The organism is Paenibacillus xylanilyticus (genome assembly GCF_009664365.1).
Taxonomy (GTDB): domain Bacteria; phylum Bacillota; class Bacilli; order Paenibacillales; family Paenibacillaceae; genus Paenibacillus; species Paenibacillus xylanilyticus_A.
In genome coordinates this window covers 5,026,838-5,051,795 of record NZ_CP044310.1, presented here as the reverse complement: position 1 = coordinate 5,051,795, position 24,958 = coordinate 5,026,838, and the positions used below count along the sequence as shown (strand labels likewise).

Sequence of the window (24,958 nt, the reverse complement as noted above, 5' to 3'; positions counted from 1 at the left end):
TACTTGAAAGTGAGATGATTGTAATGCAACAAACATTCAGAATTACAGACGAAGATGGTATCCACGCACGTCCGGCGACAGCCTTGGTTAATACAGCTAACAAATTCAAAGGTGCAGAATCCTTTGCAGAAGCTAACGGTAAAAAAGTAACACTGAAATCCATCCTGGGCGTTCTGTCCCTCGGTCTGGAACAAGGCGACACCATCAGCATCATCGTTGAAGGCGAAGGCGAAGCTGAAGCTCTTCAAGCTCTGACTGACGTTATGGTTAACGAAGGGCTGGGCGAAATTAATGCTTAATGTTTCCGGGATCGCGGCTTCGGCGGGTATTGCTATCGCCAAGGCGTTTATCTTGGAGCATCCTGATTACTCTGTAGAAAAACGCCAAATCAACGACGTTGACGCAGAGATCGCAAAACTCGACTCAGCACTGGGCAAGTCCCAGTCTGAGCTTGAGGCGATCAAAGAGCGTACTTTACAAGAGCTTGGCGAGAAGAAAGCTGAAATCTTTGCTTCCCATTTGCTCATTCTGAATGACCCGGAACTGATTGATCCGGTAAAAGCAAAAATTGCTGATGAAAAAGTGAATGCAGAATTTGCACTCAACGAAACGGCATCGCAATTTATCTCCATGTTCGAAAACATGAAGAGTGCTTACCTGCAGGAACGTGCTGCAGATATGCGTGACGTGACCAAACGTGTGCTGAATCACTTGCTTGGTATCGACTTCATGAGTCCGGCTGAGATCAGCGAAGAAGTGATTGTGCTGGCGGAGGATCTGACGCCTTCCGATACAGCTCAATTGAACCGTCAATATGTTAAAGGTTTTGCAACTAACATTGGCGGACGTACTTCCCACTCTGCAATTATGGCTCGTTCTCTTGAAATCCCGGCTGTTGTGGGAACCAAAGACATTCTGGCACAAGCTAAACAAGGCGATATGATTATCGTTGATGGCTTGGACGGTCATGTTCTGGTTAACCCAACAGATGAGGTAATTGCGGAGTATCGTTCCAAACAGGAACAATATGATGCACAACGTGCCGAGTGGAGAAAACTGCGTGACGAACCAACCGTAACAGTGGATAACGTTCATGTGGAACTGGCAGCTAACATTGGTACGCCGAATGACGTTACCGGTGTTCTGGAGAACGGTGGAGAGGCTGTAGGCCTGTACCGTACCGAGTTCTTGTACATGGGCAGAGATAAACTTCCTTCCGAGGATATTCAGTACAATGCTTACAAAGCTGTACTTGAAAAAATGGAAGGCAAACCTGTCGTTGTTCGTACACTCGATATCGGTGGAGACAAAGAGCTTCCATATCTGGATCTGCCAAAAGAAATGAACCCATTCCTTGGTTTCCGTGCAGTTCGTCTGTGTCTGGACCGTCTGGATATTTTCCGTACTCAATTGCGTGCATTGCTGCGTGCAAGCGTACATGGCAACCTGCGTGTCATGTTCCCAATGATCGCAACACTGGGTGAATTCCGTGAAGCGAAAGCGGTCCTGCTCGAAGAGAAGGAAAAGCTGGTAGCTGAAGGGATTGCTGTTTCCGACAGCATCCAACTGGGTATCATGGTCGAGATTCCTTCGACTGCTGTGCTTGCGGATCAATTTGCCAAAGAGGTTGATTTCTTCAGTATCGGAACGAACGATCTGATTCAATACACGATGGCAGCTGACCGTATGAACGAGCGTGTATCCTATCTGTACCAACCATACAACCCTGCTATTTTGCGTCTGGTGAAAATGGTCATCGATGCAGCACATCGCGAAGGTAAATGGGTTGGTATGTGTGGAGAGATGGCGGGAGACGAAACAGCAATTCCATTGCTGCTTGGTCTCGGACTGGATGAGTTCAGCATGAGCGCAACATCCATCCTGCCAGCTCGTAGCCAGATCACCAAGCTGTCCCGTGCGGACATGCAGGAACTGGCTGCCAAAGCTCTGGACATGCAAACTGCTGAGCAAGTGGTTGAATTGGTTCAAAGCATCAAAGCGTAATTTTGCGAGGGTTTTCCTCCGGATTTTAAGGTCTTTTCTTTTTCCGATGAATGGGCTGCAGGAATGCAGCGATATTGCCGGTATCTGCGAACAGCGGATGCCGGCTTTTTTTGCGGGCTAGTTTAGGATTATATGGAATGAGAAAGAGAGGGTTGGCGCGTAGGAGGCAGCGACATCTGCAACTAAAAAACGGCTTCAGCTGACGTTGAAACATCAGCTGGAGCCGTTTAGTTGTATTGCTGGGTATTAACTGCAAGCGCAGTTCAATACAGGTTTACGTGCTGCTGTGGTCTCATCCAGACGGGTAACCGGCGTGCCGTAAGGGGCATTGAGTACCAGTTCAGGTGTCTCTTCTGCTTCCTTGGCGATGCGAATCATCGTATCGATAAAGCCATCCAGCGTTTCTTTGCTCTCCGTTTCCGTTGGTTCAATCATGATACATTCCTCTACGTTGAGCGGGAAGTAGACGGTTGGCGGATGATACCCGAAATCAAGCAGTCGTTTGGCTACATCCAATGTTCTTACACCATATTGCTTCAGGCCCCGGCCAGACATGACAAATTCATGCTTACATACGCCCGGGTACGGAATTTCGTAATAAGGTGCAAGCCGTGCCATCATATAGTTTGCATTGAGTACGGCACATTCGGATACCCGGCGCAAGCCTTCAGGTCCATACGTAAGAATGTAAGCATAGGCGCGTACCAAGATACCGAAGTTGCCGTAATATGCTTTGACCCGACCAATCGATTGATCTCCTTCGCGATCCAGCGCGTATTGTCCCTGATCGTTCTTGATCACCATCGGTTTCGGTAAGAACGGAATCAGGCGATTTTTTACGCCGACAGGTCCCGCACCAGGACCTCCTCCGCCGTGCGGAGTACTCATCGTTTTGTGCAAGTTCAGATGCACGACATCGAAGCCCATGTCACCAGGACGGGTAATACCCATAATGGCATTGGAGTTGGCTCCGTCATAATAGAGAAGGCCACCGGCTTGATGCACGATGGAGGCAATCTCCTGAATGTCCTTTTCAAACAATCCCAGGGTATTTGGGTTGGTCAGCATCAAGGCTGCAGTATCCGAACCTACGGCTGCACGCAGTGCATCCAGATCAACCAGACCGTCCGCCCGGGATGGAATGGTTATTGTCTCGAAGCCAGCCACGGTTGCACTTGCCGGGTTGGTGCCGTGTGAAGAATCCGGAACAATGACTTTGGTCCGCTGTTCACCACGACTTTCGTGATAGGCACGAATCATCATGAGTCCGGTCCATTCACCATGTGCACCAGCAGCTGGTTGCAGGGTCACCGCGTCCATGCCAGTCAGACCTGCAAGGTCGTTTTGCAACGTATACAGAAGTTCAAGTGCACCTTGAATACTGGATTCAGGCTGATGCGGATGAATCTTGGCAAATCCATTGTAGCGAGCGACATCTTCGTTAATTTTCGGATTGTACTTCATTGTACAAGAGCCAAGTGGATAGAATCCATTATCTACCCCGAAGTTCCGGCGGGAAAGGGCAGTATAGTGACGAATGACATCCACTTCAAATACCTCAGGCAGTGCAGCTGCTTCCGAGCGCAGCATTTCCCGGGGAATCAAGCTCGCGGGATCTTGACGCGGAACATCGCATTCAGGAAGGGAGTAAGCGACACGACCCGGGCTGCTCAGTTCAAAGATCAGCGACTGCTCTGGAGCAGGCGATGCTGCTTGTGCCATTTGTTGCGTGCTGGTTTCGGCTTGGGAAGGAGCTGCCGTTTCCGGCTGTCCTTGGATGGTTGTCATTTCCTGAGTCACAGCGATCCCTCCAATACACGTGTGAATTCGTCAATCTCTTCCTTGCTGCGCCGTTCCGTAACAGCGACCAGCATATGTCCGGCAAGCTCCGGGTAATCCCGTCCAAGTTCATATCCACCGATGAAACCGGCATCCAGCAGCTTCAACTGAAGGGCATCAACGTCTGTCCCATCAGGGAGTTGGATCACAAATTCATTGAATGTGGGTGCATTAAAGGTCAGGCTGACTCCAGGAATTGCTGTCAGTGCTTGAAGAGCATAATGACTCTTTTGCAAATTCAGGTCAGCCACATCAATCATGCCCTGTCTTCCCATAGTAGACATATACACCGAAGCGCTTAGGGCAAGCAGTGCCTGGTTGGAACAAATATTGGATGTCGCCTTTTCGCGGCGGATATGTTGTTCACGTGCTTGAAGTGTTAGTACAAAACCTCGTTTGCCGTTGCGATCCGTTGTCTGGCCAACAATTCGGCCAGGAATCCGGCGCATATGAGCCTGGGATACAGCGAAATATCCGCATGTCGGACCACCGAGCGAAGCGGAGATGCCAAGGGGCTGTGCATCACCGACAACGATGTCGGCACCCAGCTTGCCTGGAGCTTCGAGCATACCAAGCGCCAGCGGGTTTGCGCTGACAACGAGCAGACCCTTGTGCGCATGCGCGAGGTCTGCAGCCTGTTTTACATTTTCCACGGCACCGAAGAAGTTCGGGCTCTGGATCATGACAGCTGCGGTATCATTTGATACGGCGGCTTGAAGGGCATCCCAATCGGTCACCCCGTCCTGATAACCAATCTCGACAATCTCCAAATTCAGACCGTGAGCATAGGCTTTCAATACCTGACGGGCTTCGGGATGAACCGTACGGGAGACGATCAGCTGTTTGCGGCGGGTTGCCGCAGCGGCCAGATTTCCTGCTTCTGCAAATGCGGTCGCGCCATCATACATGCTCGCATTGGCTACAGCCATGCCAGTCAGTTCACAGATATACGATTGGAACTCGAAGATCGCCTGGAGCTCGCCCTGACTGATTTCGGGCTGATATGGCGTATAGGCGGTATAGAACTCGGAACGGGAAATGACGTGATTAATCACGGAAGGGATATGATGATCGTATATGCCTGCGCCCAGGAAACTGGCGTGTGTCTCAAAATTGGCATTCGAGCCGGCTTGTTTGGACATATGACGCGTCAGTGCGTATTCATCCAGTTTGGAGGAGACAGGCAGCTCGCCTTGATAACGAATCTCCTGCGGAATGTCCTGGAACAGATCTTCAATCGTATTCACACCGATGGTTGCGAGCATGGCGCTCTGATCCTGTTCAGTCATGGGAATATAGCGGTGCTTGCTCATGCTTGCTCAGCTCCTTGGGTAGGTGTCTTTGACGTACGTGTCCGTTTATGAAAAGGGGTCTTCACAACTTCAGCTTTCAGCTTTTTGCCACGAATCTCAATCTCGAGCGGGGTGCCGAGTGCAGCATATTGGCTGTTAATCAGGGCGAGCCCCAGATTGCGCTTCAGCGTAGGGGACTGTGTACCGGTTGTTACTTCCCCGATCTGCACGCCTTCCGCGTAGATGGGATAGTGGGGACGTGGAATCCCGCGTTCCAGCACTTCAATGCCGACGAGTTTGCGGGCAGGTCCATCATTCTTTTGCTGCAATAACGCTTCGTGTCCGATAAAAGGTCCGGCATTCAGCTTCACAAACATGCCAACGCCTGCTTCCAGCGGTGAAATGGTCGGCGATAGTTCCTGTCCGTAGAGGGGCAGCTTCGCTTCGAATCGAAGTGTATCCCGTGCACCAAGTCCAGCCGGAACCAGTCCGTGGTCAGCACCCGCCTCCATCAATCCGTTCCAGACCGCAGCGGCCTGATCTGCCTGTACGTATAGTTCGAAGCCGTCTTCTCCGGTATAACCGGTGCGGGACAGCAGCAGTTTTACACCACAGACCTCAGCATTCAGTACAAAACGGAAAGGCTCGATTACAGATACGTCGGTATCTGTAACTTTTCCGATGATGTCTGCAGCAAGCGGGCCCTGTAGAGCCAGCAGAGCTGTTTCCGCGGAGTCATTCGTCATGCTCACCCCAGGGACCATGTGCTCCTGCAGCCATGCCCAGTCCTTGTCGATATTGGAGGCATTCACGACGAGCATATAATGCTGATCTTCCAGCTTGTAAACGAGCAGATCGTCCACTACGCCACCGTCCGGGTAACACATTAATGTGTATTGTGCCTGGCCGGGAACCAGTGTAGTTACGTCGTTGGTCGTCAGTTTCTGCAAAAATGCTTCGGCCTGTTCACCCTGCACCGTGAATTCACCCATGTGGGATACATCGAACAGTCCAGCCCGTTCACGCACCGCTTCATGTTCCTTCTGAATCCCGCTGAATTGCACCGGAAGCTCCCAGCCTCCAAAATCGATGCACCGTACACCTTCATATTGCTGATAAAGTGGATAGAGTGGAGTTCTAAGCAAATCGGACATCAAATCACCTCGTTATGGCCGCTACCGGGCCGAGTGTATAACATGAATGATGCATTCTTTTCTTGGATAAGTATGGTTAAGGCTGCTGATGACAGCGCCGGTTTTGATCCTGAATTTCGTTTTTTTGGGAAAAAGGAAAAGGACAGGCCAAAGAACCGGCATGCCAGAAGCACGCTGTATTCTTAGGCTCTGTCCTTGGTACCTGAGAGTTACCCCGCCAATAGGTTGCAGCAGGTTTCCCCTTGGGTGATCAAAACGCCCCTACCGGGCGAATAGATGCTCTCCAGAGTTGCGTCCCGTAAAAGTCCTTTTGCCTGAGAGATTCACCTCCCGCTTGTCGGGTGGTTTACTCCTTCGGCGTTACCGCATGCATCCAAGAGTTGGGCGTCACGGGTAATCTCTCCCTTTACATTCATCCGCGGGTGATGCACACAACGATTAACATTTACTCTCTCATTAAAACGTGAATCCCCTATCGATGTCAAGAACGATATCACAGAAATTAATAAAAAACCGAATAATATTTAGTTATCTCAATTTATTGTTCGTGTATATAAAAAGAGTGCGCTTTCTATTCTAATATTACCCATTATATGTAGAGTGAGGGTGTTTGCGTTACAGGCTGTAATCATCAAAAATCAAATAATTTGTGAGGTATCTTGACATTTCAATCCAAAATATCTTACGCTATGTTCTGGGAAAAAGGTTGGCCGAAGGACGCATGCACTCATTAATGAAAAGCGAGGCGGATATCGATGAGCGAATTGAAAAGTGATTTCCTGTACAGTGAAGAGCACGAGTGGGTGCAAACCGTAGGGGAGGATACTGTACGGATCGGCATTACCGAGTTCGCGCAGCATCAGCTGGGTGACATTGTGTTTGTGGAATTGCCTGACCTTGAATCGGATGTAAAAGCAGAAGACAGCATTGGTACGATTGAATCCGTTAAAACGGTTTCGGATTTGTTTTCTCCGGTAAGCGGTTCGATTATTGCTGTGAATGAAGCACTGCAGGATGCACCTGAACTCGTCAACAGTTCACCTTACGAAGAAGGCTGGATGATTGAGATTCGTGTTGAAGGTGATCTGACAGCAGCGTTGTCTAAACTTATGAATGCAGATGCATATCGTAAGCATACCGAGGAGTGAAATGTATTTGCATTAAATAACCTTTAGTAATTAATGTTTTTTTTGATAAATTGGACGGTCGTTCACGTCTTCAGAGCCTGTGTGAGCCTTGGTGCTCATACAGGTTTTTTTGTGTTCAAAAGGACAGGCTTGTTGCCATATAAGGCACTTGAACAGGATGGAATAAGGCTGAATCGCACAAGCTATATGATAGAATTTAACACCGTAAATGATATAAGTCACACACGAAAAAAGCCAAGTATATCAATGGTTAGAACCCTCTCAGCACCATAAAAACGATTACATAAACACAATGTTGTCATCAATGATCATGACGAAAGTACGCTTTCATTTCGTTGAACCGGAGACCAAACTGGCTTAGGATAACAGCAGGGGAGAAATGATACCCCTTTCATAAATGATAACTACTTGATCCGAGGAGGATAATACAATGAGTAACTTGGACCAAACGTCCAATTCCAAAGGCGGTCTCCGGGTAGGCGTTCAGCGTTTTGGCCGATTCCTGAGTGGTATGGTTATGCCGAATATGGGTGCATTTATTGCCTGGGGGCTAATTACGGCCATGTTTATCAAAACAGGCTGGTTCCCTAACGAAACGATTGCAACGTTAGTAGATCCGATGATCAAATATTTGCTGCCACTTCTTATCGGTTACACTGGAGGTACGATGGTGCATGGCCAGCGTGGTGGTGTCATTGGTGCCATCATGACTATAGGGGTTATCGTCGGCAGTGACATTCCGATGTTCCTGGGTGCCATGATTGCCGGACCACTGGCTGCATGGATCATCAAAAAGTTCGATAAAGCCGTTGAAGGCAAGATCAAAGCAGGGTTCGAGATGTTGGTTAATAACTTCTCTGCCGGTATTATCGGTGGTATCCTGGCGATCATTGCACTGCTGGGTATCGGACCTGCTGTAGAAGGAATTAGCACCGTATTATCGGCTGGTGTACAGGGGCTGATGAATCTGGGATTGCTCCCACTCGTCAACCTGATCATTGAACCAGGGAAGGTATTGTTCCTGAACAATGCAATCAACCACGGCATTCTAACACCGATTGCAACAGATCAAGCAAGAGAATTGGGTCAATCCGTATTATACATGCTTGAATCGAACCCGGGTCCCGGACTTGGCATCCTGCTGGCTTACTGCTTCTTCGGTCGTGGAACAGCAAGATCTTCCGCACCGGGTGCGGTGATCATCCACTTCTTCGGGGGAATTCATGAAATTTATTTCCCTTACATTCTGATGAAACCGATTCTGATTCTTGCGGCAATCGCAGGCGGCGTGGCAGGTACAGCAACCTTCATGCTTACTGGAGCAGGACTGGTCTCAGCACCTTCACCGGGTAGTATCATTGCATATTCCCTGTTAACGCCAAAAGGTGGATATCTGCCGATGCTCGCCGGGGTGGCTGTGGCCGCTATCGTATCCTTCCTGGTTGCAGCACTGCTGCTGAAAACAGGTAAGCAAAAAGAAGAAGATCTGGAGTCTGCAGCGAATCGCATGAAAGACATGAAGAGCCAAGGCAATACAGCGAATGCTGCTGTTACAGCAGATAATCGTGAAGCAGACAGAGCCGCGGATTTGGCTTCTTCCGCTGTGAAAGCAAAAACCGATGTGAAGAAAATCGTCTTCTCCTGTGATGCAGGCATGGGTTCAAGTGCCATGGGGGCTTCCATTCTCCGCAAGAAGATGAAAGCCGAAGGGATTGACGTTGCGGTAACCAACACAGCAATCAGTGATATCCCGCAGGACGCAGACGTTGTTATAACGCAGAAGACATTGACGGACCGTGCCCGCAGCGTGGCACCGAATGCAGAACATATATCCATCGACAACTTCCTAAAAAGCCCGGAATACGATGCGCTCGTTGAACGCCTGAAATAACAGGTTTGCGATCGTTTTCCCTGAGCCGGAGGCTTGAGATATGAGTATTACGAAAAGACAGCGTGAAATTGTGGAGTTCCTGTTGGAACATCCGCAGGAAGTAACCGCCGGCGACATTGCAATAGCGGTCAAAGTCAGCACACGAACCGTCCATCGGGAGCTTCAGATGATTGAGAAGTGGCTTGCACCCTTTGGCATGAAATTGGAAAAAAAATCAGGAACCGGGGTCCGCATAGACCCTGGTTCCGATGATTTGGCTTCACTGCGTGAGCAGCTGGAGCTGAACGAATATGTGGAGTTTACGCCCGAAGAGCGTAAACTCTTCATGCTTTGTATTTTGCTGGATGAGGCGGAGCCTGTAAAACTGCTTGCGCTCGCATCAGATCTGAGAGTAACGGTCTCGACCGTGAGTAATGATCTGGATGAACTGGAACCCCGGATTCGTCAAGCGGGCCTGAAGCTGGTTCGCAGGAGAGGATACGGAGTGAAGATCAATGGCAGTGAAACAGCCTATCGCGCAGCAATCGCAGGACTTGCGCTTGAATATCTGGATGAATCTGATCTGTTCGGAAGGCAGCCTGACCAGGGGATTTCCAAGGTGAACCAGAAGCTGCTGGGCATGATTGGCCATCGTGATGTACTGACGGTCGAGAATGCCTTATGGCAGCCGGATATTGACTGGCTCGAAAATATTCCCGAGCGCCAGTATACCAAATTGCTTATTCAACTGTCCGTTGCGCTGGTGCGCATTCGCAGGGGGTTTACCGTCGGGCGTATTCCTTCTTCGGATAAAAAAGCGGTTTACCCTTCTACTGGAGATCAGAGTGTGCCTGAATACATGGCTGCGAGACTATGCAGCGTGCTCTCCGATCAGCTTGGCATCTCGTTTGCCAAGGAAGAACAGAGCTATTTGCACAAATTACTAATTGAAACCGAGCAGCTTATTCACTCCACACGCTTACTGCCTGTTGACGATTTGGTATTGCTGGACATGGTTCGTTCCCTGATGGATCAGATGCAGGGGAGAACGGGCTATGCATTCCAGGAGGATCGTCTTCTGCGAGAAGGGCTGATTGCCCATATGCAGCCGGTGATGGAGCGGATTGGCGGCAGGCAAAGCATACGTAACCCGCTGCTTCAGCAGATTCGCAAGGATTACGATTCATTGTTCGGGGATGTGAAGAACGCGGTGCATGACGCATGGCCGGATACGGACGTGCCGGATGAGGAAATTGGATTCCTGGTCATGCATTTTGGCGCTTCGATCGAGCGATTGCGTGTGCTGAAGCGCGAGATTCGGGCCATTATCGTGTGCACAAGCGGAATTGGCTCATCCCGTATGCTGTCCAGCCGGTTGTCCAAGGAGATTCCGGAGATCCGGATCGTTGACAGTGCTTCATGGTACGAGGCTGCACGGATCCCTGAAGAGGACTATGACCTCATTTTATCCACAGTCGATCTGCCGATGGAACCGCATCAGTATTACAAGGTGAGTCCCTTGTTAACAGCGGAAGAAAGCGAACGTTTGCGTCTGTACATTCAAAATACGACGCTGCAGCGGGTACAAGATAAATATGGAGAGAGTAAATCAAGTGGAAAGGCACCTGACCGCCATGCTGATCCGGCGGGGCTTGATGCCACACTCATTGAAATCGTTAGAATCACAGGCAAGTTTCAGGTATTTCCACTGGATAACCGCAAGATGGGCTTTTATGAAACGGCATTTGCCATGTGCAAGGTACTGCAGGAATCCGGGGTGCTGAAGGACCCGGAAGAGATCGCCAGGCTGCTTGAAGCGCGTGAGAAGGTGGGCAGCCAGAAAATTCCGGATACATCACTCGCGCTGTTTCATACCCGCAGTGATGGCATTTATAGGCCGTCCATTAGCCTGTTCCAATTATCAGAGCCGCTGCTTGTGACGACGGAGGACCCGGTTGGCGTCAGCCATATCCTACTGATGGTTGGACCGAGGGAGTTATCCCGGGAGAGCCTGGAGGTGCTAAGCGAGATCAGCGCATTGTTACTGCAGGATGAGATGATTACACTGCTGGAAAAGGGAATCAGGGACGATCTTATTCATTATCTGTCCCGGGAATTGGTTGGATTTTATCGAAGTAAAACCGAAATTGGAGGTTAATAAACATGAGCATACTTACAACAGACAAAGTGGTTATGAACGCAACGGCACAGGACAAATATGAGGCTATTCGCATGGCAGGACAGATTCTGAAAGACGCTGGACATATTACTGCCGATTATATCGACAAAATGCTTGAGCGCGAGGAGATCGTATCGACTTACGTGGGCAATGGACTTGCCATTCCACACGGAACGAAGGAATCCAAATCGTTCATTCTGTCCACAGGCATTTCGGTGATTCAGTTCCCGCAAGGTGTAGATTTTGGGGATGAAAAAGCCTACATGGTGATCGGTATCGCCGCTCAGGGCGGTGAGCACATGGAGATTCTGACCAGCATTGCGGTCATTTGTGCGGAAGATGAGAACATGGAAGCCCTTCGTTATGCCAAAACGGCGGAAGAAATCATTACTATTCTCGAAAGTGAAATGGAACTATGAGGGCCCTTCATTTCGGTGCAGGTAATATCGGACGCGGGTTCATCGGATTAATCCTGTCACGGGCAGGTTATAATGTCATCTTCTCGGATGTGAACCAGGAGCTGGTCAAGGAATTACAGGAGCGTGGACAGTATACGGTCGAATTAGCCAACGAAACAAAAGATATGGAAACGGTCAAAGGTGTAAATGCCATTGATGGAACGCAGCTGGAGACGGTTGCCCGGAACGTTGCAGAGGCAGATCTTGTTACGACCGCGGTCGGAGTGGGCATCCTGAAACATATTGCACCAGGCATCGCCAAAGGGCTTGAGGCAAGATTGAATTCAGGTTCGGTGCAGAAACCACTTCACATTATTGCATGTGAGAATGCCATTGGAGCCAGCACACAGCTGAAAGAGCATGTGTATGCTCTGTTGGAAGAACCCGTTAAGGCTCTTGCTGATCAATATGTGTATTTCCCTGACTCCGCAGTAGACCGGATTGTTCCCATACAGCATCACGAAGACTCGCTGCATGTACAGGTTGAACCTTTTTATGAGTGGGTTGTGGACCGTTCACAGATGGCGGCTGCATTCCTTCCGATTGAAGGTGTACTCTATGTGGATGACCTTGAGCCTTATATCGAGCGGAAGCTGTTTACCGTCAATACGGGACATTGCTGCGCTGCATATCTCGGTTACGTGAACGGGTATGATACGATTCAGAAGGCGATTGCAGACGATAAAGTGAAATCTCTTGTCTATGGTGCACTGCAGGAAACGGGTGAGGTTCTTGTGAAACGGTTTGGTTTCGACCCCGAAGATCATCAGAAGTATATAAATAAAATTCTGGAGCGATTTGTAAACCCGCATCTCACCGATGAAGTCACCCGGGTAGGCCGTTCGCCGCTGCGGAAGCTGTCGCCCAACGACCGTCTGGTTCGTCCGGCGCTACAGGCACATGACTATGGAATGGGCACGACGAACCTGGCAAGAGGCATGGCGGCAGCCTGCAAATTCGATGTACAGGATGATCCGGAGGCAGTAGAGCTTCAGGATATGATCAAACAAAAGGGCATTGCTGCAGCACTTAGTCACTACACAGCCATGGATGAGCAGCACCCTGTGCTTAAGCAGGCTGTAGAACATTATCATCAAATGTAAGGAACAACTCATATAGCGATTGCGTGCCGCATTATGACACCCAATCGCAAAACAAGAGCCTCACAGGAGTTAACTGTGAGGCTCTTGTTTGTGTTCAGCCTGATCTGTATACGATTCCAGACATCGCTGACAGATGCACGATTTACGCCGCTGCTCCACCGGAATGCGGTCAAACACACCTTCGGGAAACTCGGCATGATTGCACCAGCATTCGGAGTGGGGACGGCCAGCCGCATAGGAGCAGCCATTAGCCTCTCCGCATAATGGGCATAAGAGCACATTGACCTGGGAGGCTTTTGCAGCTGTCGACTTGGCCTGTGAAGAATAACTTTCGCTCATGGCATTCCTACTTTCTCCATATCGTCATACCTAATAGTATAGCAGGGCTGGCCCTATTCTTCAGGTGGCAATTCAATGGTCAGCCCTTCGACATGTTTGCGTCCCATTAATTTGCGCTTCTTCCGGTTCTCCTTTGTCTCCAGCACAATATCCAGATCATAGTCATCGCCTGGATACAGCTCATCTGCAGATATATGAAGTGTGAGGCGTTTCTTGTGAATTTTGACTTTCCGCCCGCGCAGCATTACCCCGATGTTTCCACGACTGTCTTCCACGTCACAGACGATTCCTGACTGGTTCAGATAGGCTGCGTATACACGATCCCCTTTTCGGAATTTTTTTGCTGGTGGATCCGACTTTGTACCTTCTACCTGCAGGGATGGATTTCCAGATTTAGTCGCTGCCGGGGAATGTACTTTCTTCTCCGTCTTCTGTGCAGGTGTGGAGTTCGGAAATGGCTCAAGGACAGAACTCTCAGTTGGTATTGGTTTCACTACTGGCATGATGGAGCTCATGCTGTTGATAGTACTCTTCGATATGCCTTGATCTGATATGGACTGGGAACGATCAATAATGTGCTGTGGCATCCCCAGCTTCAAGGCGATGGAATAGGCGTAGCTCTCACCTGCCTCGCCGATACGCAGACGGTAAAGGGGCTGCAGCGTAGCCGTATCAAATTCCATCCGTGCATTTTCGAATCCTCGCGCGGCAGCAGCAAAATGCTTGATTTCCCCAAAATGAGTGGTAGCCACCACGGTTGCCCCGCGGCTGTGCAGTTCCTCCAGCATGGCGATGGAAAGACCAACCCCCTCTCCAGGGTCCGTCCCAGAAGCCATCTCATCGATCAGGACAAGGGTGGATGAATTCGCCTGCTCGAGGATACCGATCATGTTGCGGATATGTGCCGAGAAGGTGCTGAGTGCCTGTTCCAAGCTCTGTCCGTCTCCAATATCGACAGCCACTTCGTGATATACGGCCATCTCGCCGCCTTCACCCACAGGAACGAGCAGACCGGACTGCATCATCAGGGTGAGCAGCCCCAAAGTTTTGAGCGCTACCGTTTTGCCGCCTGTATTTGGCCCTGTAATGATAAGTGAGGAATAATCCCTTCCGATGGCAAAATCAAGCGGAATCATGGAGGTGCCCATCAGAGGATGACGCGCCTGCTGAAGCGTAATTCGGCCCGATGTATTTACTTGAACCGTACGTCCATCCATAGTCGCCGCGTATTTCGCTTTGGCAAACAGGAAATCAAGGATACCTACCGTCTCGGTGTTCAGCGCAATCTCGCGGTTATAGGATTCGGCGAGTGACGTTAAATCACCCAGGATTTTCATTTCTTCTCTGGATTCCTCAGCTTGCAATGAAGCGAGTTCCATCTGCAGTCCCACCAGTTCCGCAGGTTCAATATAAACGGTTTGCCCGCTCCCGGATTCATCCAGGACACTGCCTTTCACCTGCTTGCGGAATTCTTTCTTGATGGGTAATACCGTTCTTCCGCCGCGCTGGCTGATTACGTTCTCCTGCATAATGGACCGGTGCTTGCTCACGAGAGAATCCAGCTTGCGCTTCATTCGTTCCTCGTTCACAGTCATCTTTTTCCGGATACGTGTCAGTTCCTTGCTTGCCTGATCCTGAATCCGGCCGCTGTAAATGCAGCGTTCGATCTCGCTTAACAGGGATTCCATCCGCATCATGGATGAAGCATACCGGCTTACCGTAGGAGCTGCTTCGGATTTGCCCTCCATGTATTTCATTAATTGTGCACAGCTTCGCAGAAACTGCGCAAGTTGAGTGAAGTCCCGCTCACTAAACAGATACCCGGTACCGAGCAGATCCATAATGGTCTCCATACCGTCAAGTGAAGGGATGGGGACACTGGCGCCATAACGGATGAGAGCAGAGGCCTCTTCTGTTTCCGCGAGGCGCATCTGGATCAGCCCGGGCTCCACCATGGGTTTCATTTCTTTCGCGTAACGTTTGCCCAGATAAGAAAGGGCGCAGGAAGCGACGTTGTTTTGAATTTGATGATAGCCCAGTGTATTCATTGTGTTTTCATTCATGCTTGATCTCTCCTTCGATTTTGAATTTGTAACTTCGGTGGTAACCCAGAATCTATTCCTGAAAACGCAAAAAGGGCGGAGAATGAACAAACGTCATTCTCCGCCCTGCATGTAGGGGAAAGCAGAGTCCATGATAGGTCTATACAAAAAAATCCACGCTGAACACAGCGCGGAAATAGACCCGGACAAGTACAATCCCGGAGGCGATTTATGATATCCGCTGTTCTTAACTAAGTACAGGGTTACGGCGCATCAAGAAATACACGTATGCCATAAGGCACAAGCGCACATGAAAGGCCAAACTCCTGAATATGAAACTTGATTAGTTAAGAACGCTCACCGACATCAAAATCTCTCCTTCGAATTGAGGAATATGCCTCCACTATAAACTGGAAACAGCCCCAAAGTCAATCTTAAGAATAAATAGTGGACTTGAATAAGATTGGGTTTTAAAATAACAATAGTAAATTAATCCAATGAAAGCGATATTATACAGACGGATATGTATTCCATCAGGCATTCATATATGCAGATTCTATACAAAGGAGGATGCTCACATTGCCTAAATATTTGCTGCGTTTGCTCTGTTTTACCATGATTCTAGGAGCCCTTCCAGTCATCGTTATCGGTTCCGTTTCCTATTCGATCGCTTCGCGTGACATTGAACAAAAAGTACGTGAGAGCAATCTGCAGATTCTGCATCAAACCCAAATGCGGGTAGAACAAGTTTTACGCAGCCTGCAATTGTCATCCATCCAGTATGTGAATTCTCCCTTAGTACTGCAAGCCATGAAGAAGCCGCTGGACAGCTCCGAGTTTCAGGAAATACGTGATCTCACGTCCGGGTTTAACAACCTGCAAGCGGTTACAAATATAGATCAGGCCTATCTGGTTAACCTGGATCAGGACTGGGTGGTTTCCATGAGATCATTTGGAAAGTTGGATGATTTCAGTATTCGGGACCGCATTGGCTCCTATCTCACCTATTCGAACAGTCTCTTCTGGGTGACTCAGAATGATCATTTGTCTACGGAAAGCATACCGGCCTCGGCTGGAATAGCCGAAGAGTCACAGGAACAGATGCCCACACTCATTTCATCGAATGACGTGGTCAGTATGGTATTCAAAATTCCAATGGTGCCGACGAATGTGAGCCCAAAGGGATTTCTTGTGATTGATATCGCAGATGCGGAAATTAGCACGTTTCTGAGCCAAAATCCGAACACCGGAGATATGTATGTCCTGGACCGGGATCAGAACTTTTTTCTGAACGAGAATGGGCAAGAAGAGAAATATGCTGCCTTGAATGAGGTAATTCAGGCTAAGGTGGAAACGAGCAATCAGGCAGAAGGCTTCTTTAACGCTGAAGTGGAAGGAAACCAGGTGGCTGTAAGCTACAGGAAATCACCGCTCAATGGGTGGCTGTATGTATCAGTGGTATCTCTTGGACAGATCACTGCCCAGTCTCAGAAAATTGCTCTTGTGACGGGGGTAGCTACACTCGTCATGTTATGCGTGACCGGATTGTTTGCCATCTATGGCAGCCGCCGGATGTATTCTCCCATCTCCAGACTGCTTCAGTTTACGAAGGGGCTGGACTCTCCGGTTTTGCAGACGGGCCGCCGTCAGGATGAATTTATTTATATTGAGGAGCGTTTATCCACGCTGTTCAGCTCGGAAAAATCGCTGCGGGAACAGATGAAGGGACAGCATGTTCATCTGGAGGAATTTTTCATGACCAAACTGCTGACCGGTAAAATCTCGGAAGAGGATTTCAGGTATCAGGGTGAACGTTATGATTTTCCGGCAGACTGGTCGAGCCTGGGTGTGCTTACACTGCAGATCGATACGCTCGAAGGAACCAGGTACGAAGAACAGGACAGGGACCTGCTGCTGTTTGCCGTTAACAATATGGTTGGAGAGCTTCTGCCTGCGGAATTGCGCTTCACTCCAGTTATGATCGATGATGCACAAGTGACGGTTCTGGCTACAAGGCTGAATGATGAGCTGCAGCTCAAGGAGTGGATGCACAATCAGGCCGAATGGATCAGGGAACGCGTAGTCACCTATCTCAATCTGCCCGTAAGTATCGGCATAAGCCGTTCCTATTTTGCCATTGGAGATACACCTAGGGCGTATCAGGAGAGCCGGGAGGCGCTGCAGGGCAGGGTGAGTCTGGGAAGCCGTATCATTTTGCATTATGAAGATATCCAGCCGCGAGGCCAGACCGAGGCAGCCTTATATACACAGCTCAGAATGATCGAGGATCAGCTGGCCTCTGCCTTGAAACAAGGCGATGAGGAGAAAACCGATATGTATTTTACACAGTATCTGGGGCTGCTCGCTGACAAAAAACTGCATTTTAGTGAATATCCCGTCATTATGGTTCAGCTTCTGTCCCGTGTGTACCAGCTGGTGCAGGAACAGGGAGGGGATGTGGCCGAAGTGCTTGGCGAGAAGGCATCCATGGCTCAGCTGCTGAAGCTCTCCACCCTTGATGAAATGACGAACTGGTTCCGTAAACGGTTATTTGTACCCGTCATTCGTTTCTGGCGGGAGCAGGAAGAATCACAGTATATGAACATCGCCCGGCGGATGATCCGATTGATCGAGGAGCGCTATGACCGTGAACTGTCATTGGAGGCCTGTGCGGAAGAGCTGAATTTCCATCCTGTTTATTTAAGCCGGGTTTTCAAGAAGGAAGCTGGTGTGAATTTCACGGAATATCTGGCAGAGTATCGAATGGAAAAAGCCAAGACCTGGCTTCAGACAACCAACCTCAAAATATCGGAAATTGCCGAGAAACTAAATTACACTAACCCCACTGCGTTTATCCGAACGTTTCGTAAAATTACGGGAACAACTCCCGGCAAGTATCGGGAACAGCAGCGGTAAAACTAAGCCTGCTCTGCCTGCCATGGCGGGCAGGCTTTTTTATGCTTGTACACTCTGCTGACCGTGCGCCATCGTCCCGGGTTAAGACAGGATTATAGAGGTTAAAACGGGTGCATCTGCGCCTGAGATTTCAACGGGCGAAGTGCCCTAAACCCTTGCCTGGCAAGGAAAAACAAGAAGCTAAAACCGGACGATAGCCAGTGATTCGTTTATCCTCCACAATGAAGGCATGAGTTCAGGAATTGAACTTTTGTAATCGTTTCCAATGTGGGGAGGAAAACACTATGAAAGCCGAAACGACGGCTCGGACACGGCCCGCTGCCCGCAGTGACAAAAACCTGCTGTGGAGGGACGTTATCAAAAACCGGTGGCTCTACATCATGCTGATACCGGGAGTGCTTTACTTTGTTATTTTCAAATATATACCCATGTATGGCATTACGATGGCTTTTCAGGATTACACACCGTACAAAGGCATTTTGGGGAGTGACTGGGTAGGACTCAAGCATTTTCAGCGTTTCTTCGGGGAACCGCAGTTCTGGACCCTGTTCCGGAACACGTTTTTGCTGGCGATCTATAATCTGGTCTTCTTCTTCCCACTGCCCATCGTGCTGGCACTGATGCTGAATGAAGTGCGCCGTGAGCGCTTCAAGCGTTTTGTACAGACGCTGGTCTATGTTCCGCACTTTGTATCATGGGTTGTGGTTGTCGGGGTATTCTATATGCTATTTACCACGGAGGGCGGCGCCATCAACGAATTGCTGTACAGTCTGACGGGGCAAAAGATTGCGTTCCTGCTGGAGCCAGGCTGGTTCCGTTCCATGATTGTCGGACAATCCATCTGGAAAGAGGTGGGCTGGGGCACGATTATTTTCCTCGCGGCACTTTCCGGTGTAGACACGCAGCTCTATGAAGCTGCACGGATTGATGGAGCCAACCGCTGGCGCCAGACATGGCATATTACGCTGCCTGCCATCCGCAGTACGATCGTAATTTTGCTCATTCTTCGTCTGGGCAACTTCCTGGATACAGGATTCGAACAGATCTTCCTGATGCTGACGCCGACCAACAGGGATGTGGGTGAGGTATTCGATACCTACGTATACACCAAAGGTCTGACGCAGGCACAGTACAGCTACAGTGCTGCTGTCGGTTTGTTCAAGTCGGTTGTTGGGCTGGCGCTTGTACTGGGTGCCAACAAGCTGGCCAAAAAATTCGGGGAGGAAGGCGTCTACTGATATGGGAATGAGCAAGCAGACGTCTTCACCAGACAGGAGTGAACATTAAGATGCAACAGGATAAAACGTGGGGCAACCGAATCTTCGATATCGTCAATCATGGTTTGCTTCTGTTGATCGGAATTGTGACCGTCATTCCGTTTATCTACATTCTGGCTGTCTCGTTTACCAGCCCGCATGAGGTGGCGAAGGGAGGATTCATCCTTTTCCCCAAAGAATTCTCCCTGGCGGCCTATCGTTACATTTTCTCGACAGATACACTGATTCGCAGTCTCGGAGTCTCGATCTACATTACTGTGGTCGGTACATTGATTAACTTGTTATTCACGTCGCTGATGGCGTATCCGCTATCCAGAAGATATCTGCGAGGACGGCAGCCAATTCTGCTCGGCGTATTGTTTACCATGCTGTTCAGCGGAGGCATGATTCCTACCTATTTCGTAGTTAAATCACTGCACCTGACCGATACGTTATGGTCCCTGATGCTGCCTACCGCCATCAGTGCGTTCAACCTGATCGTACTTAAGAACTTTTTCCAGGCCATTCCGGATGAATTGGAGGATGCCGCCAAAATAGACGGCTGTAATGATGTCGGTGTTCTGTTCCGTATTGTACTGCCTTTGTCGATGCCGGCGATGGCCACGTTCTCCCTGTTCTATGCAGTCGCTCACTGGAACAGCTTCTTCAACGCCGTCATCTACATCAATGATAGCGAGAAGTGGCCGGTTCAAGTATGGCTTCGTGAGATTGTCATTCTGGCTCAGAGCCGGATTGGTGACACGAGTATTGAGGAGACGGAGATTCAGCCGCTGACCATTCGCATGGCTGTCATTGTGTTCTCAACGATTCCAATCATGCTTGTGTATCCATTCCTGCAAAAGCATTTTGCCAAGGGAGTGATGCTGGGGTCTGTGAAAGGTTGAGATTGGTGATTGAATGGATGGTTGCAGAATATAGCATACAGCATGCAGCATGCGGAATCAGCAATGTATAAAAGGGGAGGTTTTCATTTGATGAGAGGAACAAAAAAGAAAGCTCTGTCTGTCCTGAGCACACTTGCACTGGTAACGGGATTGCTGGCTGGATGCGGATCAGACGAGGGTCAGGCTGCCGAGGGCGGCGTACAGAACATCTCCATCGCGATTGCACAGGTAGGGGATGTGCCTAGTAAAGGAAATGAGGTTCAGCAAAAAATCGAAGCCTTTACCAACACCAAGCTGGATATTCAGTGGATCCCCGCTTCGGCGTACAATGACAAAATTAATGTCATGATCGCTTCCAGCGATATGCCGAAGATCGTCAAAGTGCAGTACAACCCGACAGTCACAAGTGCCATGCGCAACGATGTGTTTTGGGAGATCGGTCCCCTGCTCAAGGATTATAAAAATCTGTCCGCTCAGAACGAGCGCTTCTTCAACAACATCAAGGTAGACGGAAAAGTCTATGGCGTACCGGTGTTCTCCGATATTGCACGGGCGACGGTCATATACCGCAAAGACTGGTTCGACAAGCTGAATCTCAAGGTACCGACCACACCGGATGAATGGTATGAAACGATCAAAACCCTGGCAACTTCCGATCCGGATGGAGATGGGCAGGATAACACATTCGGTCTGATGCTGTTCAAAAAATACAACGAAGATCAATATTCCTTCACGACGCGTCTTGGCGTAAGCTTCGGTGCGCCGAACAAGTGGAAGGTTGAGGATGATGGCAGCTTCACACCGGAGTTCATGACCCCTGAATACATGCAGGTGCTGGATCTGCTGAAACGCTTGTATGATGAGAAGCTGCTGAATCAGGACTTTGCCGTGTTTGATTCCACGGAAGCGGAGAAAAAGTATGACTCCGGCGTTGTCGGCATGCGTGTCGGCGTAGCACAGAACGGTAAGAGTCAGCAGGAGCGTCTCTCCAAGAATGACCCGGACGGGGTTGTGGACATTGCAGGTTTGCTTGGAGCGAACGGCGACCGTGTTGCGGGCCAGACAGGCAACTCCGGCATATTGGCCTTTCCTAAAGCGACAGTGAAATCCGAAGAGGAGCTGAAAAGCCTGCTGAGCTTTTTGGATAAGTTGATGGAACCGGAGATGGCCACACTGCTCATGCGTGGAATAGAAGACAAACATTACACCAAAGTGGGCGAGGATGAAGTGGAAATGAGCGACTTCGATGCGTTCCAGCGTGAGGTGAAGCCATATCGTGACAATCTGCCATACGTTGAAGGTTATAATGTGCCGAAATTGAAGGATACCGAGCTGGGGGTAAAAGGAACGGAGCTAGCCAAAGAGCTGGCCGAACATGCGGTTCCGAATCCTGCACTTACGTTATACTCGCCAACCTACGGTGATCGCGGGGCTGATCTGGATCAGATGATTGCCGATGCGCAAACCAAATACATCATGGGCAAGATTGATGAAAATGGCTGGAAACAGGAGATTGAGAATTGGGCTAATGCGGGCGGAACGAAGATTCGCGAGGAATACGCAGAAGATTACAAAAAACAGGCTCAATAAGCGAGCGGATGCGGAGGGTATCGATGAAGGAAACCTTGCAGTTCACACCGGTACGAATGGCAGATCAGTTCATGGAAAGTTACCGCAATCATCAGCTGTACCCCACCTGGCATTATGAGAACGGCTGTCTGCTGAAGGCGCTGGAAGAACTATATCATCGTACAGGGGAAGCCAAGTATTACGATTACATCCGGGAGCTGATGGATCACTTTATTCAGGAGGATGGCACGATACGCTCGTATAACGTCGAGGAGTACAATCTGGACCAGATTAATCAGGGGAAATCTTTATTCTTCCTAATGGCTCAAACAGGTGAAGCGAAATACCGCAAGGCAGCAGACCTGCTCATGGTTCAGCTCAAAGGGCAGCCGCGAACCAGCGAAGGCGGTTTCTGGCACAAGAAGATCTATCCTTTTCAGATGTGGCTGGATGGATTGTATATGGCAACTCCGTTTCTCGCGCAGTATGGGGCAGTAACGGGCGAAGAAAAGTGGTTTGACCGGGCGGCTCAGCAGCTGCTGCTGGTGGAGAAGCATACCCGCGATCCGCGCAGCGGTTTGCTGTATCATGGCTGGGATGAGAGCAGGGAGCAGCGCTGGAGCTCGGGCGAAACCGGCTGTTCTCCCCATGTCTGGAGCCGGGCCATGGGTTGGTATGTGATGGCCGTAGTGGATACACTGGATCATCTGCCTGTAGATCATGAACAGCGCGGCCAGATTGTCGGCATTTTTGAACGCGTGGCCAATGCACTTGTGCATGTACAGGATCAACAGACGGGGCTATGGCCTCATCTGCTGGACCAACCTGGGCGTGAGCGCAATTATCTGGAAGCGTCGGGTACATCGATGTTTGTATATGCGCTGGCCAAAGGTGTACGCAAAGGTTACCTAAGTGGCAAGTTCAAGGAGATCGCAGATAAAGGATATCAGGGGCTGCTCCAGCACTTGCTGCAAACCGATCGTGAAGGTGTACTGTCGCTGACTCAGTGCAACGGCGGTGCAGGTCTTGGGGGAAGTCCGTATCGTGACGGGTCGTACGAATATTATGTAACCGAGTCGATCCGAATCAATGATCCGAAATCGGTTGCCCCGTTTATCCTGGCAGGTGTGGAGATGGAACTGGCTTAACGCTGGTTCTTTTCTTCAGACAGAATTATGATAGCGCATTCATTCAGGCAAGCCTAATGCTGGTAGTGACGATAATATAAAAGGGAGAGATGGTTCATGAGTCCAAAAGGTCGGGTGTCCCGTATAGGCGGATTGGTTGTCATTGGTGCAATGTCTGCCGGACTGCTTGCAGGTTGTGGAGGAGAAAAGGCTCCAGCCGCCGGGGAAGGCAAGTTTCCCATTTCCATCTCTTTGATGCAGGTAGGCGATGTGCCCGCGAAGGAAAATGGGGTGGAGCAAAAGATTGAGGAGTATACGAATACGGATGTCAATGTTCAGTGGATACCACAGTCGGCTTTTGATGACAAGGTGAACGTCATGGTTGCTTCCGGAGAGATGCCGACCATTATGCGTGTAAACTACGTGCCGACCACGTTCAATGCAGCCAAAACGGGACTGTTCTGGGAGCTGGGGCCCTACCTGAAGGATTATAAAAATCTGTCTGCACAATCCGAGGCCTATTTTAACAATATCAAGATTGAGGGCAAAATTTACGGCATTCCGAACTTCCGCGATATCGGACGAACGGCCATTGTATACCGCAAGGATTGGTTTGACAAGTTGAAGCTGGATGTGCCAAAGACACTGGATGACTGGTATGAAGTGATGCGTTCCATGCGCAAGGATGATCCGGACGGGAATGGCAAGGAAGATACGTATGGTGCGCTGCTCTTCAAGAAGTATAACGAAGGCGTGTCTTCACCGCTGACCCGGATTGCCGTGAGCATCGGGGGTGTGAACAAGTGGGGGGTGGATGATGCGGGCAAACTGACTCCGGAATTCCTGACCACTGAATATGTGGACACCATGAAGCTGTTTAAGCGACTGTTCAGTGAAGGTCTGATCAACAGTGATTTCCCTGCTCTCGACCCTTCGGATGCGGATAAAAAAATGGACTCTGGCCTGGTCGGGATGAAGCTGAACGGCGTGGCGCAAAACGGCAAGTCATCCCAGCAGCGGCTGACGCCTAACGCTCCGGATGGGGTGATCGATGTAGCTCCGTTCCAAGGAGAAGATGGTATACGCATTGCCGGGGAACCGGGGAACTATGGCATGCTGGTGATCCCGAAGGCAGCCGTCCCGGATGAGGAGCAATTGAAGAAAGTGCTCACATTCCTCGATCAGCTGATGGATGAGGAGCTGAGTACGCTGCAGCTTCGCGGGCTGCTCGATGTGCACTACACCAAGACAGCGGACGGTAAAACCGAACTCAAGGATTTTGACGCTTATCAACGCGAAGTGAAGCCGTACCGTGACAATTTGTTAAGTGTTGAAGGATACAACGTGGCTGAATTGGTTGATGTCCCGATTGGCATGAAGGGCACCAAGATGGCTCGCGAGAATGAGCAGTATGCCATTCCGAATCCTGCGCTGACACTGTCATCGGCCATCTATACCGAGCGGGGTCAGGAACTGGATCAGATGATCTGGGATGCACAGACGAAGTACATTATGGGCAAGATGGACGACGCAGGCTGGGAGCAGGAAGTGGCTAACTGGCGAAAAGCCGGGGGAGACCAGCTGATCTCTGAACTGGAGGCATCTTACGCCGAACTGAACGGGAAATAAAGAAAGTGCAAATAATACGTGTGCTCGAAGAAGCTATGTTTTACGTGAATAGACGTGAAGCCTGGCTTCTTTTTCTTCTACAGGATTATGGTTGGGCAGTGGAACGGGTATAAAAGAAAGGAACATTC

18 protein-coding genes and 1 riboswitch are annotated in these 24,958 nt (G+C 49.8%); of the genes, 13 read left to right on the top strand and 5 right to left on the bottom strand.

Annotated features, from left to right (window positions below; all coding sequences use genetic code 11):
* Positions 1–23 precede the first annotated feature (23 nt).
* A complete protein-coding gene (locus F4V51_RS22435; RefSeq protein ID WP_036617010.1) occupies positions 24–299 on the top strand; it encodes an HPr family phosphocarrier protein in 276 nt (91 codons plus the stop codon).
* On the top strand, positions 292–2,004 hold the full coding sequence (gene ptsP, locus F4V51_RS22430) for a phosphoenolpyruvate--protein phosphotransferase (protein WP_095289546.1): 1,713 nt from the start codon (positions 292–294) through the stop codon (positions 2,002–2,004). Before F4V51_RS22435 ends, ptsP begins: the two co-directional genes overlap by 8 nt.
* A gap of 246 nt (positions 2,005–2,250) precedes the next feature.
* Here the strand turns inward: ptsP and gcvPB are convergent, their stop codons facing one another.
* The 3 genes from gcvPB to gcvT all read right to left on the bottom strand — a co-directional run bounded on the left by gcvPB (position 2,251) and on the right by gcvT (position 6,289).
* The gene (gcvPB, locus tag F4V51_RS22425) at positions 2,251–3,726 is read right to left on the bottom strand and encodes an aminomethyl-transferring glycine dehydrogenase subunit GcvPB (protein ID WP_153980819.1); all 1,476 of its coding nucleotides are present in this window, start codon (positions 3,724–3,726) and stop codon (positions 2,251–2,253) included.
* Positions 3,727–3,800: 74 nt separating this feature from the next.
* Positions 3,801–5,156: an aminomethyl-transferring glycine dehydrogenase subunit GcvPA gene (gene gcvPA / locus F4V51_RS22420; RefSeq protein WP_153979701.1), complete on the bottom strand. Its 1,356-nt coding sequence runs from the start codon at positions 5,154–5,156 to the stop codon at positions 3,801–3,803.
* Positions 5,153–6,289: a glycine cleavage system aminomethyltransferase GcvT gene (gcvT, locus tag F4V51_RS22415; RefSeq protein WP_153979700.1), complete on the bottom strand. Its 1,137-nt coding sequence runs from the start codon at positions 6,287–6,289 to the stop codon at positions 5,153–5,155. The genes gcvPA and gcvT overlap by 4 nt, the downstream gene beginning before the upstream one ends.
* Before the next feature lie 292 nt (positions 6,290–6,581).
* A riboswitch (glycine riboswitch) is annotated at positions 6,582–6,705 on the bottom strand.
* Between the two features lie 339 nt (positions 6,706–7,044).
* On the opposite strand from gcvT, the gene gcvH reads away from it, so the two are divergent.
* The 5 genes from gcvH (at position 7,045) to F4V51_RS22390 (ending at position 13,047) form a co-directional block, all read left to right on the top strand.
* Positions 7,045–7,437, top strand: a complete 393-nt coding sequence (gene gcvH / locus F4V51_RS22410) for a glycine cleavage system protein GcvH (RefSeq protein ID WP_095289549.1) — start codon at positions 7,045–7,047, stop codon at positions 7,435–7,437.
* Between the two features lie 430 nt (positions 7,438–7,867).
* Positions 7,868–9,328 (top strand): PTS mannitol transporter subunit IIBC, encoded by a 1,461-nt coding sequence (locus F4V51_RS22405; RefSeq protein ID WP_153979699.1) that lies wholly within the window; start codon positions 7,868–7,870, stop codon positions 9,326–9,328.
* Positions 9,329–9,368: 40 nt separating this feature from the next.
* Positions 9,369–11,465, top strand: a complete 2,097-nt coding sequence (locus F4V51_RS22400) for a BglG family transcription antiterminator (protein WP_153979698.1) — start codon at positions 9,369–9,371, stop codon at positions 11,463–11,465.
* Between the two features lie 5 nt (positions 11,466–11,470).
* Complete coding sequence (locus F4V51_RS22395) at positions 11,471–11,905, top strand: PTS mannitol transporter subunit IIA (RefSeq protein ID WP_095359756.1); 435 nt, start codon at positions 11,471–11,473, stop codon at positions 11,903–11,905.
* Positions 11,902–13,047 carry a mannitol-1-phosphate 5-dehydrogenase gene (locus tag F4V51_RS22390; protein WP_153979697.1) on the top strand — a complete coding sequence of 382 codons (1,146 nt, stop codon included), beginning with the start codon at positions 11,902–11,904 and terminating at the stop codon, positions 13,045–13,047. Before F4V51_RS22395 ends, F4V51_RS22390 begins: the two co-directional genes overlap by 4 nt.
* 69 nt (positions 13,048–13,116) lie before the next feature.
* Here F4V51_RS22390 and F4V51_RS22385 read toward each other — a convergent pair whose 3' ends face one another.
* Both F4V51_RS22385 and F4V51_RS22380 read right to left on the bottom strand, forming a co-directional pair.
* On the bottom strand, positions 13,117–13,386 hold the full coding sequence (locus tag F4V51_RS22385; RefSeq protein ID WP_153979696.1) for a cysteine-rich CWC family protein: 270 nt from the start codon (positions 13,384–13,386) through the stop codon (positions 13,117–13,119).
* A gap of 53 nt (positions 13,387–13,439) precedes the next feature.
* Entirely contained in the window at positions 13,440–15,449 is a 2,010-nt protein-coding gene (locus F4V51_RS22380; protein WP_153979695.1) for an endonuclease MutS2, read from the bottom strand.
* A 558-nt stretch (positions 15,450–16,007) separates the two neighbouring features.
* Here F4V51_RS22380 and F4V51_RS22375 point away from each other — a divergent pair.
* The 6 genes from F4V51_RS22375 (at position 16,008) to F4V51_RS22350 (ending at position 24,830) form a co-directional block, all read left to right on the top strand.
* Complete coding sequence (locus F4V51_RS22375) at positions 16,008–18,344, top strand: helix-turn-helix domain-containing protein (protein WP_162009976.1); 2,337 nt, start codon at positions 16,008–16,010, stop codon at positions 18,342–18,344.
* Between the two features lie 284 nt (positions 18,345–18,628).
* Positions 18,629–19,582, top strand: a complete 954-nt coding sequence (locus F4V51_RS22370; RefSeq protein ID WP_095289557.1) for an ABC transporter permease — start codon at positions 18,629–18,631, stop codon at positions 19,580–19,582.
* 50 nt (positions 19,583–19,632) lie between these two features.
* Positions 19,633–20,505, top strand: coding sequence for a carbohydrate ABC transporter permease (locus F4V51_RS22365; protein ID WP_095289558.1), 873 nt, complete (start codon positions 19,633–19,635; stop codon positions 20,503–20,505).
* 90 nt (positions 20,506–20,595) lie between these two features.
* A complete protein-coding gene (locus F4V51_RS22360; RefSeq protein ID WP_153979693.1) occupies positions 20,596–22,095 on the top strand; it encodes an extracellular solute-binding protein in 1,500 nt (499 codons plus the stop codon).
* A 23-nt stretch (positions 22,096–22,118) separates the two neighbouring features.
* On the top strand, positions 22,119–23,222 hold the full coding sequence (locus tag F4V51_RS22355) for a glycoside hydrolase family 88/105 protein (protein ID WP_153979692.1): 1,104 nt from the start codon (positions 22,119–22,121) through the stop codon (positions 23,220–23,222).
* A gap of 96 nt (positions 23,223–23,318) precedes the next feature.
* On the top strand, positions 23,319–24,830 hold the full coding sequence (locus F4V51_RS22350) for an extracellular solute-binding protein (protein WP_153979691.1): 1,512 nt from the start codon (positions 23,319–23,321) through the stop codon (positions 24,828–24,830).
* Positions 24,831–24,958 lie beyond the last annotated feature (128 nt).

What these genes read in the sequence shown, in the direction of transcription:
- F4V51_RS22370 (WP_095289557.1), top strand. Translation starts at nt 18,629, where the DNA reads ATGAAAGCCGAAACGACGGCTCGGACACGGCCCGCTGCCCGCAGTGAC.
- gcvH (WP_095289549.1), top strand. Translation starts at nt 7,045, where the DNA reads ATGAGCGAATTGAAAAGTGATTTCCTGTACAGTGAAGAGCACGAGTGG.
- F4V51_RS22385 (WP_153979696.1), bottom strand. Translation starts at nt 13,386, where the DNA reads ATGAGCGAAAGTTATTCTTCACAGGCCAAGTCGACAGCTGCAAAAGCC.
- F4V51_RS22405 (WP_153979699.1), top strand. Translation starts at nt 7,868, where the DNA reads ATGAGTAACTTGGACCAAACGTCCAATTCCAAAGGCGGTCTCCGGGTA.
- F4V51_RS22365 (WP_095289558.1), top strand. Translation starts at nt 19,633, where the DNA reads ATGCAACAGGATAAAACGTGGGGCAACCGAATCTTCGATATCGTCAAT.
- F4V51_RS22350 (WP_153979691.1), top strand. Translation starts at nt 23,319, where the DNA reads ATGAGTCCAAAAGGTCGGGTGTCCCGTATAGGCGGATTGGTTGTCATT.
- F4V51_RS22380 (WP_153979695.1), bottom strand. Translation starts at nt 15,449, where the DNA reads ATGAATGAAAACACAATGAATACACTGGGCTATCATCAAATTCAAAAC.
- F4V51_RS22355 (WP_153979692.1), top strand. Translation starts at nt 22,119, where the DNA reads ATGAAGGAAACCTTGCAGTTCACACCGGTACGAATGGCAGATCAGTTC.
- F4V51_RS22390 (WP_153979697.1), top strand. Translation starts at nt 11,902, where the DNA reads ATGAGGGCCCTTCATTTCGGTGCAGGTAATATCGGACGCGGGTTCATC.
- gcvT (WP_153979700.1), bottom strand. Translation starts at nt 6,289, where the DNA reads ATGTCCGATTTGCTTAGAACTCCACTCTATCCACTTTATCAGCAATAT.
- F4V51_RS22400 (WP_153979698.1), top strand. Translation starts at nt 9,369, where the DNA reads ATGAGTATTACGAAAAGACAGCGTGAAATTGTGGAGTTCCTGTTGGAA.
- gcvPB (WP_153980819.1), bottom strand. Translation starts at nt 3,726, where the DNA reads ATGGCACAAGCAGCATCGCCTGCTCCAGAGCAGTCGCTGATCTTTGAA.
- gcvPA (WP_153979701.1), bottom strand. Translation starts at nt 5,156, where the DNA reads ATGAGCAAGCACCGCTATATTCCCATGACTGAACAGGATCAGAGCGCC.
- F4V51_RS22435 (WP_036617010.1), top strand. Translation starts at nt 24, where the DNA reads ATGCAACAAACATTCAGAATTACAGACGAAGATGGTATCCACGCACGT.
- F4V51_RS22360 (WP_153979693.1), top strand. Translation starts at nt 20,596, where the DNA reads ATGAGAGGAACAAAAAAGAAAGCTCTGTCTGTCCTGAGCACACTTGCA.
- ptsP (WP_095289546.1), top strand. Translation starts at nt 292, where the DNA reads ATGCTTAATGTTTCCGGGATCGCGGCTTCGGCGGGTATTGCTATCGCC.
- F4V51_RS22395 (WP_095359756.1), top strand. Translation starts at nt 11,471, where the DNA reads ATGAGCATACTTACAACAGACAAAGTGGTTATGAACGCAACGGCACAG.